Consider the following 11,852-nt stretch of genomic DNA (forward strand, 5'->3'; position numbering starts at 1 on the left):
TGACTCCGAGCGCATCGGCAAACGCTCGGCGAGCGAACCGATCCGTCGCCTGAAATCGAGTATCTGTGCGCGCGTCAGCTCGAGCCGTGACTGGACCACCCGGGAATCCTCTCACGGGTGGCGCGGTTTGGGCCGGGAATCTTTGCATCGTCGATAACCCCGGCCCAAACGTTGCACTACTCGATCAATCGACTTTGCCGCACGACAGGCGTGCGCACGCGATCATAGGCACGCACACGCGACGACCAATTGCGTGACTTCGACGAGGCGGCAGCTTGCGTCGTAATGCCTGCATGCCCGCTCGAAGTCGTCGTCGGTCGCACCGGAGCATTCCGCGAGATGCGTCGGTGTCTCGACGCACAGAAGGGCCGTTCCATTCGCATCCTCGCACGCTTCTCTCAAGTCTTCGCAGAAGCGATCTCCACCCCCACCCGAGGCGTTGCTGGCCAATCCGGGGGCGGCCACGCTGAGCGCCACCAATGCACATGCCACGATGATCGTTGCCTTGATATGCTTCTTGGTATGTTGCATGCTCTCCTCCGTTGGATGTGCCGCCGCACACACCGAGACCATTCACGGCAGGCACGGCAGCCAATGATATGAATTTTGGGATCGCTGATTGCTTATCGACCGGCTCTGGCGGTGCTCGATAATGACGCGCTTAATTCACACGCGAGACACCAAATGCGATGATCGGCGTGAATGATTCATGTATCCGCTGCGACGGTATGTTTTCGTTTTCGCCAACTCTGCGACTGAACAACGGCATGCATACGAGCGCGCGACATCGCGGTAGCTCCAAAATCAGTTGCGGGCAGGACCTACCTCGCTCGGCATCCGCGCGCAACGATTCTCATGCTCGGGCTCGATTTTATTTTTATTCATGTTTCGCCAACAACATTCCATTCGTCATCGTTCGAGCTGAGTTGGAGAAGGTGTCGTTACGTCACAGTAAGCAAGATGCGAAAGATGTGCCGATTTGGGTCAAGGATTATTGGGCATTCCTCCGCTGCCTCCGAAAGCGGCCGGCCAAGGCGTCGCTCTCGCGCGCGAGTAACTCCGCATCGCTCCCAACGATGGGCGTCCTCTTCGGAGCACGAGCCGCACCCGCTCTGAAATGAGAAACGAGGACCACGGCGGCGCGCGCCATGACCCTCGTTTTTACGGGACTCCGAGAAGAAAGAAGCTTCTCAGTTCGCCTTCCACACGGCCCACTTGCCGGTGGTGGCCCACGTGTCATTCGCGTCCTTGAAGGCGCCAATGTACGCTGCGCTCGCGTCGAAGAAAGCGTCGCTCGGGGGCGGCGAAGCGTTCTCGGTCAGAGAGGTCGCGGGGCCGAACACCGGATTGACGGCATCGAAGCATCCCGCAATGTTCGGATTCTTGTCCGAATTCTTGTAATCCGAATTGAGCAAGAGCTCGTGCTCGACGAACAGCGTGCCGTCGTCCTGCTTGTCGTTGTCCTTGTCCGGCGCCGTGCTCCCCGTTTCGGGGTAGGCGATGGCGTTCGCGAGGCCGGTGCCCGTGCTGCCGAAGAAGATGCTGCTTCGGATATCGAGGCCCTTGCCCCAATTGGCTGCGGTGGCTTTGTCGCGAATGTCGATGCCCGCCTCGAAGCCCACGGCAACGGTGTTGTAGATGTGGCCCTTCGTGTTCCTGCGAAGGAGCATTCCGTATTGGGCCTTCGGCGCATTGTTGTTCTGGCCGCACAGCGTCACGTTGGAGATTTTCGGCTCCGAAAAGGGCTCTTTTGCCGACCCGACCTCGTCGTTGTCCGCTTCGAACCCGTTCATTTCCTCGCCCGTGGCCGGATTCTGCTGGAGTACGAAGAATTGCAGATTGCCTTGCCAGCCGAGGTCCCAGTCGATTCCGTCGTCCTCGTTGTACTGGCAGGCGAGGTATTTCGCATTGACCGTTCCACCGAAGAACTCGAAGCAATCATCCTTCGTGTGACGAATCTGCACATGGTCGATGGTGGTGCCGCTGCCGACGCCGGCCAAGGTGAGGCCGTTCACCTCGTTGTCGGGGCTCAGCTCGATGCCGCTGTACTCGATGCGGACGTAGCGGAACGTGCCGCTCGATTCGGTTGGATTGTTCCCGCCGAACGTACCGCCCTCGGATAGGCCGTCCACGCGGTGCGTTCCCTTGTTGACGGGCGCGTTGCCAAGAATGATTACGCCACCCCAGTCACCGGCTCGGCGCGAGCCCTCGGGCAGCTGGCTGGTGAAGACGATGGGCTCATCGGCGGTGCCTTCCGCGACGATCTTCGCGCCCGGCTGAATGACCAGCACGCCCTTGCTGGAGTTTTCACCTTGAATCGTGGTTCCCTTTTCGATTGTCAGGGTGGCGCCCGAACGCACGAACACCGTACCTTTGATGAGCCAGGTTTTGTCCTTGGTCAGTGTCTTGTTGCCGGTCACTTGGCCGAGAAGTTCGCTGCTCGTGCTGTTGTTCGGCGGCGGGTTACCACCGCCTCCAGGCGAATCGTCATCGCTGCTGCAGCCGACGCCCGCGACGCCGATGGCAACGAGGGACGCGAGGGACAGAGTCAAGAATCCCGCGGAACGCGAAACCTTCGCAAAGCGCGGGAGAAGAGAAAAGAGCCGGGATTTCATCGTGGTGGTCTCCTGGGGCCGGCAACGTGCGGCCAATATGTGACGGAAAGGTTTCTCGTCCGCGAACTGTTCGCGAACGCGGGGCTATTGGATATTCACGGTGGCGCTGAGCCAGACGGACGTTCCGAGCTTGTAGCGTTGAACGATATTGTCGGCTTGGAGGAAGCGATAGGGCGCGTCGAGAAGGTTGTCGGCGGCCAGTTTCAGGTCGACGTATTTGCCAATCCCTTGCGTGATGGACGCATCGAGCTGGCTGCGGGGTTGTTCGTAAATATCGGGCAATCCAAGCTGGCCGACTTGGGCAATGCGCTCCCCGAAAATATTATACAATACACGAATACGTGTGCGCGAGCTTTCGTGATTGTAATCGATGGCGAAATTGACGATGAAAGGCGATTGTTGGGCCAAAGGTCGAACGTTGCTCGTTTGCACCTGTCCAGGACCGGAGTCGAGCTCGACCCGGGAATGGACCAACGTCAAATTCGACAGAACACTGAAGTCTTGCAGCGCTTTGGAGATGAACCCCAACTGCTTCCGCGCCTCCAGCTCGATGCCCAGATTCGTCGCACCGCGCGCGTTCTGGTACGACAACACCCCGCGTCCCTGCGAAATGATGATGGGCTCGATGGGCTTGTCGAACGACTTGGCGAAAGCCGTGGCCGCGAGCACGTCCGCCTCCCCAGGGAACCACTCGAAGCGAACGTCGTAATTGTTGATACGGGTTCGATCGAGGTTTGGATTTCCCTCGATTTCGCGTGCGCCGAAGTAATCCGTGAACGAAAAAGGCGCAAGCTCGCGAAGTTGCGGCCGCGCAACGGTTCGAGACGCCGAGAGCCGAAGATTGGAGGCTTCCGTGACCTTGAAGATCAGATTGGCGGAGGGAAGGAGGTCGGTCTTGGCCAATTTGGCCTGGACTGCCGTGCTGACGCCCACGTGCGGGTCGAACGAGTCGATGGTTTGCGTCGACGATTCGACGCGCGCTCCAACGATGGCGCGCAGCCGTTCGCCGAACCAGAAGTCGCCCATCAGGTAGCCGGCGTATACGTTGTGATCGGCATTGTACGCGTCGTTCTTCCGCGTGTACTCCGTCAGTTCGAGCGCGCTCGTGCCGTCTTGCGCATCGCCGATGTTCGGGTTGGTGAAGAGTTGATCCGGCGGTAAGAGGATGGCGCCGGGGTTCTGTCCCGTATCGGTGTAGCGAAACCTTCGCGCATTGAACTCGCGGTGTCTGCGGGTTATCAGGCCACCGAACTTGAAATTCTTCGTAGCCTTCAATTCCCGGGTGACCGGTTGCGTGACATCGACGCTGCCTCCGTACGTGGTCTCGCTCTGCTTGGCATAGAAATGCGAACCGCTCAGCGTTCCTTGGAGCCAGCTGCGTCCCAGCGTGGGATCGTCGGAGTAGACGGTCTCGCGGGTGTTGGGTTCGTCGAGCTTGGCGCGCGAAGCCGTTCCCGTCCATGCGATCTGCGTGCCCATGGTCGAGGGAAACCGATGTTCGCCGCGAAGCTGACCGAATGCGAGATCGCGGGACACGAATCGAAGACGGGTATCGTAGACGACCGCGCCATTTCGTTCGGCGTTGGGACCCGTAATCTCGCGCCCCTCTTTTTCCGAGCCGCGGCTGTAGAGTCCCGTCAGGGTAAATCGATGATCGAGGCTTGGCGCGTACGTCAACGTCGAGAGCCCGTTCCACGCCACCAAATCGAGGCCGGTGTTCGCCCTGTAGTCGTTCTGAAGGATCAGTTGTCCCGGATTCTGCGGATCGGGATTGAAGTTGCGCAGAATCTCGTCGTTTCTGCGGACGAAACGACGCGAGTAGCCGGCGGCAAACTGATAGCCGAACGCCTGCTCGTTCTTCTTTCCGAAGCGGATCGAATTGCCGACGTACGCGCTGATCGTGCCGTTGGGCAGCGAAATGGGGTTCGTCGTCGTCATGGGCGAGTTCATCGCCCGCCCATACTCGGTGAGCCGCGGATTCCGGCCGGAAGCGCCCGGGACGAAGGCCTGCACGTTCTCGTTCGGAATCACCGACGGCAGCTTTCGTCCGCCGTCGTCGATGCCGAGCCAGTCCGTGCTGCCGCCCTGGTGAGAAAGGCGTCGCTGGAAGGTCGTCTCCGTATTGAACCCGAGCCCCACGTTGGCTTGAAACTGAAACTTGGGCGGCAGATCGCGCGTATGAATGTTGACGGATCCACCCGCGAAGTCGCCCGGCATGTCGGGCACGAATGTCTTCGAAACGGTGACGTCGGACAAAACCGCCGTTGGGAAGATATCGAGTGGGACGGCTTGCCGGTCCGGCTCGGGGCTCGGCAGCGGTGCACCATTCAAAAGCGCATTCGAATACCGCTCACCCAAACCGCGGACGAACAGATAGCGACCCTCGACCAGCGTCACACCGACGACGCGTCGCGATGCATCTGCCGCGTTCCGGTCGGGCGTCTTGGCAATGTCCTGCGCACCGACGCCATCGGACGCCGTCGCGGCATTCCGCCGTATCTGAATCTGCGCTGCGGCGCTCGCGCGCTCGATGTCGGCCTCGATGGGCGACAATTCCTCGTGAGCCTCTTTGTCCGACTCCATCGGCACGTCGATGCGGCGCGTTTTTCCCGCAACCACGCGCACCCTCTTCAGCCGGCGCGTCTGGTGCAGTTCGTACACCACGCGAAAGTCGTAATCGCCCGGTGGAAGCTCGATGCGGTAGCGGCCGTCGACGTCCGTCAGTACGCGCTTGTCTTTCCCCAGGACGAAAACCTGGGCTTCAATCAGCGTGTCCTTGGTATCGCTATCGGTGATGACGCCCCAAACGGCGCCCTTGCCCTTGGGCGGCGGTCGCGACGGATCTTCCTCTTTGAGCTCCTCGGCGGCTTCCTCCGCAGTCGCATCGGCCGGAATGGGATCCGGGGCTGGAGTCGGCGCCGTCGGCGGCGCGGGCGCAGATTGCGTAGCTGCGTCCGGTGCAGGCGCGTCTTGCGCGAACGCAACACCGGGCGCGAAATACGTCGCGGACGACACGGCCGTGGCGAACAACAAATACACGTTTCCTGGGAAACGAGACGTAAGCGGCATTACTGCGCGACTTTCTCCGTAAGGATCGCGATCGCTTTTCCGCCGGCACGGCGCGTGCGATCGAGGGTTTGCACGACGAGCGCGTAAGGCGCTTCGTCGTCTGCATCGAAGTAAACGACTTTGTCGCTGCGGGCGGCGAGCATGCGGGGCAGCTTTTCCGCCAATTCATTGTCGTCAATCACGTCCCGATTGATGCGAATCGTGCCTTCCTTGCTGACCGTCAGCACGATGCGCGTATCGTTTTCGGGCGATGGTTGTTCCTTGTTGTCTTCTTTTTTGGGCAGGTGGATTTTGAACTCCTTGTTCAGCAGGGGAGTCACCACCATGAAAATGATGAGAAGCACCAGGACGACGTCGACCAGCGGCGTCACGTTGATCGCCGGGGGTACGGGCCCCGTGCGTTTTGCCCCCGGCTTGTCGGCTTCGAGCGTAATGGCCATGGCTTACCTCCCGCTCTCCGCCGCGGCGAGTTCCGCCTCTTCCGGCTCGTCCTCTTTGCCCTTCTTGCTCACCATGAGGGAACAGCCGCCGAAACCGGTTTTCTCCACCATGGCGAAGACGGCGCGCGCCTCCCCATAATTCAGGCTCGAGTCACCCTTCAACACGACCCGGCGCTCGGCGTCTTTCTCGTGCAGCTCGTCGAGCTTCGCGCCCAGCGTGTCGCGATCGACCATGTCTTTCTCGAGGAAAATCTTACCGCTCGCGGCGATGCTCACGGTGATCGGCTCTTGTTTCAATTTGGACTTCGGATCCGGCCGCACGATGGCGGGGAGCTCCACGCGCTCGCCGTGTTCGAGCGCGGGGGCGATGACCATGAAGATGATGAGAAGCACGAGAACGACGTCCACCAGCGGCGTCACGTTGATCTCGGGCTGCGGCATGTACTTGCTCATGGGCTACTCGGCGGCTTGCGCTTCCCGTGCGAATCGCCCGGACGTTTCGCGTCCCTGATGCGTCTCCATCTCGTCGATCAGCTCCCCGAGCGAGCGCTGGAGCGCACCCTCCATGCGCGTAATCGTGTTGCTCAGGAAGTTGAAGATGAGAACCGACGGAATGGCCACCATGAGACCGAGCGCCGTTTCGACGAGCGCTTCCGCGATACCGCCCGAAACGGCCCCGAGGCCTCCCGAGCCCGTCGCCGCGATTCCCTGAAACGCGGTGATGATACCGACGACGGTACCGAGCAATCCCACGAAGGGCGAAATCGACCCAATCGTGGCCAGCATGCCCATGCCACGGCGCAAATCGGCCCCGAGCTCCTCGGTTTGCCGCGCACCTTCGCGCTTGGCCAGCTCGATCGGCGTCAAATCGTCACCGGCCTCCACGCCATCCGCACGCGCACGCAGGTAACGCTTCACCGTCGCACCAACGAGGCGCGAAAGGGGCGCCTGCTCGTGATCCGCCGACAGCGTCACCAGCGTCTCGAACTCACGCGCATTGAGCGCAGAGCCCGCAGCCGAGGCAAACCGTTGCGAGGCGCGCGTGCCGCGGAAAAGGGCAATCCATCGTTCGACCACGACGGTGACGGTGCAAAGTGCCATGACGAGCAATACCGAAGTAACGATTTTGCTCATGAGGCCCATGCTGGCCCAGAGATGAATCGGGTTGAACGACATCATAGCAGTAACCTCAAGTCCTGAGTTTGAAGGGGATTTTCACAACGCGGTAAACGCGAATGGCATGACCGTCCATGACGGCCGGTTGAAAGCGCCAAGTCTTCACCGTGGCCAGCACCGCCTCGTCGAGCAGCGGGTGCCCTCGTAGAATCGTGGGTTCGGCGACCTCGCCCGTTTCCGTGACGACGAACTTGATGATGACGACCGTCTCGATACCCTGCTTGCGTGCCGCCTCGGGATATTCGGGCATCGGCTTGTGGATCGCCTGCGGCGGGTCCACGTGCTCGGGCAACTGAATCGGCGGAGGAGGCGGCGCCGGGGGCGCAGGAGGTGCCGTTGGCGCAACGGCGACACCACCCGAGCCTCGCCCGCCGGCCTTGCCGTTCGGATCTCCATTGGGATCGCCGTCGCCAATCGGGATTTCGCTCTTGGCATTCTGCAAATCCGTCTCCGGCGGCTTCTCCTGCGGAATCACCGTGGGCGGCGTGAGCGGGCTGGCCTTCTTCGCCCCGAGCGGCGCCGGTGACTTGGGCCGGGGCGGGGGAGGAGGTGGCGGCGGTGGAGGCTTTGCCTCGGGCACCTTGGCCACGAGTTTCACGTCCACCTCTTCCTCTTGTTGGAGAGGCGCTATGGCCCCGAATGCAATTCCGACCGCAAGCAAGCCACCCAAAACCACGAGCCCTGCGCCCGCTCCAACGGCAAGACGCCGTTTGCGTGCAGGATCGTGATCCTGTTGGCCGAAAGATTCGAAGCCCATCGCTTGCGCCTGTTTAATGGCGGCTTGTGACGTCCGTGCGACATCTGGGCGACGACTATCGACCGGTCTCGTGACAGACTTCGGCACCTCCAACATACCTCAGCGTCACAGCGCAATTCCTTACATCACGTTCAGAAGCGTCATGAAATGCACAGCGAGCTCTGCCTTGTTGTTGCGAACTACAAGCCATGCGTACTACACGCAGCTTGTAGTGCATGTTCTTCGAGGTACATGGGCCATGTACTTCATGTAAAATGGAGTGATGTCCCTCCTCGGCCGCGCTCGAGAGCTCGAACGACTTCGCGCCGCGTGGAAGCTTGCCCAGCGTGGCCGCGCTCAGTTCGCGTTGGTTTGGGGAAAGAGGCGCGTGGGAAAGACATTCCTTCTCTCCCATTTCGTCCAAGGCCGGCGCGCCGTGTTTTTCGGCGCAACGGAGCAGTCCGAGTCGGTGGAGCTCGGGCGCCTCCACGATGCGCTTCGCCAAAGCTTGGGCGATCACGTTGCCGATCGAACCGGCGGCTCGTTCGCCTCCTGGGAGGCCGCGCTCAAGTACTTTGCGGCGCTGGCCAAGGACGAACCGCTGATGCTCGTCCTCGACGAGGTCCCCTATCTCCTCGCATCGACTCCGGCATTCGCCAGCATCGTGCAAGTCGTCTGGGATCACCTGCCTTCGAAGAGCAAATTGATGCTGGTCCTCACCGGATCGGCCATTCGCGTCGTCGAAGATCTCATTGGCCCGGACGGCCCACTGCGTGGCCGGCCCACGCTCCCTCTCCGGCTCGAGCCGCTGGAGCCGCTCGCTGCGCGTTCCTTTTTGCCGCGCCTCTCGCCACCGGACTTTCTCCGCGCCTATGCGGCATGCGGCGGTTATCCATTGCACCTTCGGTCCTGGGACGCTGCGAAAAGCGTGGAGCACAACCTGCTCACGCACGCGTACGACTCCGCGGGGCTTTTGACCCTCGACGCCGAGGCCATGCTCATCGAGCAGACCTCCGCCAGCGTCGGCTATGCGCGCATCCTCGCGGCCATCGGGCGCGGGCGCACGCGCTATTCGGATATCGCCTCCGACGCTGGCCAGCGCGTCGAAATGCCGCTCGAGCAATTGGTGCGCGCGGGGCTCGTCCGCAAAGTCCTTCCCGTCGGGTCTCCAAAGGGCGCGAAACCGAATTACGCCATCGACGACGTTTATTTGGACTTTTGGTTCTCCTGCATCTACGCAAACCGCGCGGAAATCGCCTCGGGCCAAGGTCGCGCCGTCTTGCAGCGGGTCGAGCCCATTTGGCAAAGGCATCTCGGCGCGGTCTTCGAGGACCTGGCCCGCCACCACGCGCGCCGGCTCGTCGAGAAAGGCGAACTCCCCGAAGACCTGGTCGTCGGCCGCTGGTGGTCCGTGAGGGGCCCGCAATGTGAGGTCGACGTGCTTGGCCTTCAGGGAAGCCGCACTGCCCTAATCGGTGAAGCCCGATGGCAGGAACGCCCGCTCGACATCGCCGACCGCGTGCGCCTCGAGCAGAAGCTTGCGTCCGTCCCAAGCCCGGTCGGCGAACCCGTTTATGCCCTTTGGGGACGCGCCGGCGGCACGGCCGCGCTCAAGAAAAGCGGTACCTTGGTCTTCGGCCTGAAAGAGATGCTCCAAAAACCGAGCCCTTGACGCCGCCGGCATGGAGCCGTCGAACTTCGACAGGTCCGGGAGTTCTCTGCCCGCTCCCGCTCCCGAATTCTTCGTGCAAGTTCTTACAGAGGGCGACCAGCACCTTCCGCAATGTTGTTCACGATGGAGAGCGACGCTCGAGTGGGTTGGTCGGCAAGATGTCCGCGACCTCGAGGCAGATGCTCGACAACATCGTCGGCGAGATCAAAGAATTCGAGCGCCAGCTGATGGACATCGAGCTTCTCGTGGTCAAACGGCATTGGCGATGATTTCGGGAGCGGGAGCGGGCAGAACGAGGCCGCTGGCGAGCGGCCCCATAATCATACGCTGATTTGACCGTCCTCACGTCGATGGACGAGGCGATCCGCCGCCATCGCGTTTGCCTTGGGTCCAGGCGATGAGCCGCTCGGGCGTGCCTGCGTTCACCACCCGGTCCGGATCGACCCACGCGCGCTCCGCATTCAAGGACGCATAACGCACGCGCTCCAATTCGTCCGCGTGGTGGGCATCGCTCGTGAGCACGAATTGGATGTCCCGCCCGCGCGCCCGCCGCAGCGCCTCGACGGACATATCGAGGCGGGGCAGGGCACCGTTCACCTCCAGCGCGGTGCCCGTCTTTTCCGCGGTCTCCAGAATCGCATCCAGATCCAGCTCGATGGGCGGCCGCCCGCCGATCATGCGCGCCGACAGGTGCCCGATCATGCGCACCGTCGGATCCTGCATCGCCGTCACGATGCGCTTCGTTTGCGCGGCGCGATCCAGTTCGAAATGGTCGTGCACCGACGCCAGGCAGAAATCGAAACCCCGCCGGAACTCCAAATCGTAATCCAGCTCGCCATTGGGCCCGATGTTCAGCTCCACGCCGTGGAGCAGCTTCAGCGAATCGCCGAGCTCCGCCTGCATCGCGCGGATCTTCGCGCGCTGCTCCAAAAAGGCTTCGCGCCCCACACCGGACAGCGTCCCTTCGGCATGATCGGTCAACGCCAGCACGCGGTATCCGCGCGCCTTGGCGGCTGCCACCACGTCCTCGATCGACGAACGGCCATCGCCCGACACCGTCGTGTGCACGTGAAAATCGCCAATGACCCTTCCCATGGGTCGCGGCAAGGCGCCCGTTTCCGCGGCCTCGATCTCGCCGGCATCCTCGCGCAGCATGGGCGGAATGAAGCGCAGGCCCAGCGCCGCATAGATCTGTTCCTCGGTTTCGCTGGCGACGACCTTGCCGCCGTCGAGCTCCGACAGCGCATACTCGTTGAGCGTCCAGCCCCGTGCGAGGGCGCGCTGGCGCAGCTTGATGTTGTGCCCCTTCGAGCCGGTGAAGTACATGAGCGCGGCGCCCAGCTGGTGCTGCGCGACCACCCGGAGATCCACCTGCGTTCCGCGCTTGGTGACCACGCTCGTCTTCGAGTCGCCTTGGACGAGCACGCGCTCGACGAGGTTCATCGACACGAAGGCCTCCATGACCCGCGCCGGATCTCCGCCCGCGACCATGATGTCCACATCGCCCACCGTCTCGCAAAAGCGGCGCAGCGATCCGCAGTACGACGCATGCGTCACCCCGGGCAACTCGAGCATGCGCGCCACCACGCGGTTGGCCAGCGGCAGCGCCACCGAAATGGGCGTGCGCGACGTCGTCCCTTGCTGCTCGAGCCGCGCCAACGAAGCTGCCAGCTTCTCCTCGGACTTCGCCCCGAAGCCCTTGAGCCCGCGCAACTTCTGCGCCGCCAATGCCTCCCGCAGATCGTCGATGGACTGCACGCCGAGTTCGGCGCGCAGCCGCTTCACCGCCTTGGGCCCGAGCCCCTGGATGCGCAGCATCGCCACCACGCTCGGCGGGTGCTTCTGCCGCAGGGCCTCCAGCTTCTCCACCCTGCCGGTATCGATCAGCTCGCGGATCTTTTCCGCGGTGCTCTTGCCGATTCCCTCGATCTTCTGAAGGTCCTTCGCGGTGAGCTTTCCCAGATCGGTGGCCTGCGCCTCGATGGCATTGGCCGCGCTCTCATAGGCGCGTACCCGGAACGACTGCGGATCGCCCTCCTCGATCATCGTGAGCTCGGCGAGCTCGTGAAGCATGTCGAGGACGTCTTGCTTCGAATCGGACATGCCCACCTTGTAGCCCAAAACGAAGCGTGCTGCTCGAGGCC

General features: G+C 62.2%; 9 protein-coding genes. 1 reads left to right on the forward strand and 8 read right to left on the reverse strand.

Annotation, left to right across the window (positions count from 1 at the left end; all coding sequences use genetic code 11):
- Positions 1-222: 222 nt before the first annotated feature.
- The 7 genes from LZC95_17420 to LZC95_17450 form a co-directional block, all read right to left on the reverse strand.
- A complete protein-coding gene (locus LZC95_17420) occupies positions 223-531 on the reverse strand; it encodes a hypothetical protein (protein ID WXA98599.1) in 309 nt (102 codons plus the stop codon).
- Between the two features lie 659 nt (positions 532-1,190).
- Positions 1,191-2,615: a hypothetical protein gene (locus tag LZC95_17425; protein ID WXA98600.1), complete on the reverse strand. Its 1,425-nt coding sequence runs from the start codon at positions 2,613-2,615 to the stop codon at positions 1,191-1,193.
- 84 nt (positions 2,616-2,699) lie between these two features.
- Complete coding sequence (locus LZC95_17430; GenBank protein ID WXA98601.1) at positions 2,700-5,684, reverse strand: TonB-dependent receptor; 2,985 nt, start codon at positions 5,682-5,684, stop codon at positions 2,700-2,702.
- A complete protein-coding gene (locus LZC95_17435) occupies positions 5,684-6,124 on the reverse strand; it encodes a biopolymer transporter ExbD (GenBank protein ID WXA98602.1) in 441 nt (146 codons plus the stop codon). Before LZC95_17435 ends, LZC95_17430 begins: the two co-directional genes overlap by 1 nt.
- Before the next feature lie 3 nt (positions 6,125-6,127).
- Complete coding sequence (locus LZC95_17440; GenBank protein WXA98603.1) at positions 6,128-6,577, reverse strand: biopolymer transporter ExbD; 450 nt, start codon at positions 6,575-6,577, stop codon at positions 6,128-6,130.
- A gap of 3 nt (positions 6,578-6,580) precedes the next feature.
- Complete coding sequence (locus LZC95_17445; protein ID WXA98604.1) at positions 6,581-7,303, reverse strand: MotA/TolQ/ExbB proton channel family protein; 723 nt, start codon at positions 7,301-7,303, stop codon at positions 6,581-6,583.
- 10 nt (positions 7,304-7,313) lie between these two features.
- A complete protein-coding gene (locus LZC95_17450) occupies positions 7,314-8,057 on the reverse strand; it encodes an energy transducer TonB (protein ID WXA98605.1) in 744 nt (247 codons plus the stop codon).
- Between the two features lie 262 nt (positions 8,058-8,319).
- On the opposite strand from LZC95_17450, the gene LZC95_17455 reads away from it, so the two are divergent.
- On the forward strand, positions 8,320-9,708 hold the full coding sequence (locus tag LZC95_17455) for an ATP-binding protein (GenBank protein ID WXA98606.1): 1,389 nt from the start codon (positions 8,320-8,322) through the stop codon (positions 9,706-9,708).
- A gap of 342 nt (positions 9,709-10,050) precedes the next feature.
- On the opposite strand, the gene polX is transcribed toward LZC95_17455, so the two are convergent.
- Positions 10,051-11,811 carry a DNA polymerase/3'-5' exonuclease PolX gene (gene polX, locus LZC95_17460; GenBank protein WXA98607.1) on the reverse strand — a complete coding sequence of 587 codons (1,761 nt, stop codon included), beginning with the start codon at positions 11,809-11,811 and terminating at the stop codon, positions 10,051-10,053.
- Between the last annotated feature and the right edge of the window lie 41 nt (positions 11,812-11,852).

The organism is Sorangiineae bacterium MSr12523, assembly GCA_037157775.1.
In the GTDB taxonomy this organism is placed as follows: domain Bacteria; phylum Myxococcota_A; class Polyangia; order Polyangiales; family Polyangiaceae; genus Pendulispora; species Pendulispora brunnea.

Excerpts from the sequence above, each read along its gene's own strand:
- LZC95_17420 (WXA98599.1), bottom strand. The coding sequence starts at position 531 with ATGCAACATACCAAGAAGCATATCAAGGCAACGATCATCGTGGCATGT.
- LZC95_17425 (WXA98600.1), bottom strand. The coding sequence starts at position 2,615 with ATGAAATCCCGGCTCTTTTCTCTTCTCCCGCGCTTTGCGAAGGTTTCG.
- LZC95_17430 (WXA98601.1), bottom strand. The coding sequence starts at position 5,684 with ATGCCGCTTACGTCTCGTTTCCCAGGAAACGTGTATTTGTTGTTCGCC.
- LZC95_17435 (WXA98602.1), bottom strand. The coding sequence starts at position 6,124 with ATGGCCATTACGCTCGAAGCCGACAAGCCGGGGGCAAAACGCACGGGG.
- LZC95_17440 (WXA98603.1), bottom strand. The coding sequence starts at position 6,577 with ATGAGCAAGTACATGCCGCAGCCCGAGATCAACGTGACGCCGCTGGTG.
- LZC95_17445 (WXA98604.1), bottom strand. The coding sequence starts at position 7,303 with ATGATGTCGTTCAACCCGATTCATCTCTGGGCCAGCATGGGCCTCATG.
- LZC95_17450 (WXA98605.1), bottom strand. The coding sequence starts at position 8,057 with ATGGGCTTCGAATCTTTCGGCCAACAGGATCACGATCCTGCACGCAAA.
- LZC95_17455 (WXA98606.1), top strand. The coding sequence starts at position 8,320 with ATGTCCCTCCTCGGCCGCGCTCGAGAGCTCGAACGACTTCGCGCCGCG.
- polX (WXA98607.1), bottom strand. The coding sequence starts at position 11,811 with ATGTCCGATTCGAAGCAAGACGTCCTCGACATGCTTCACGAGCTCGCC.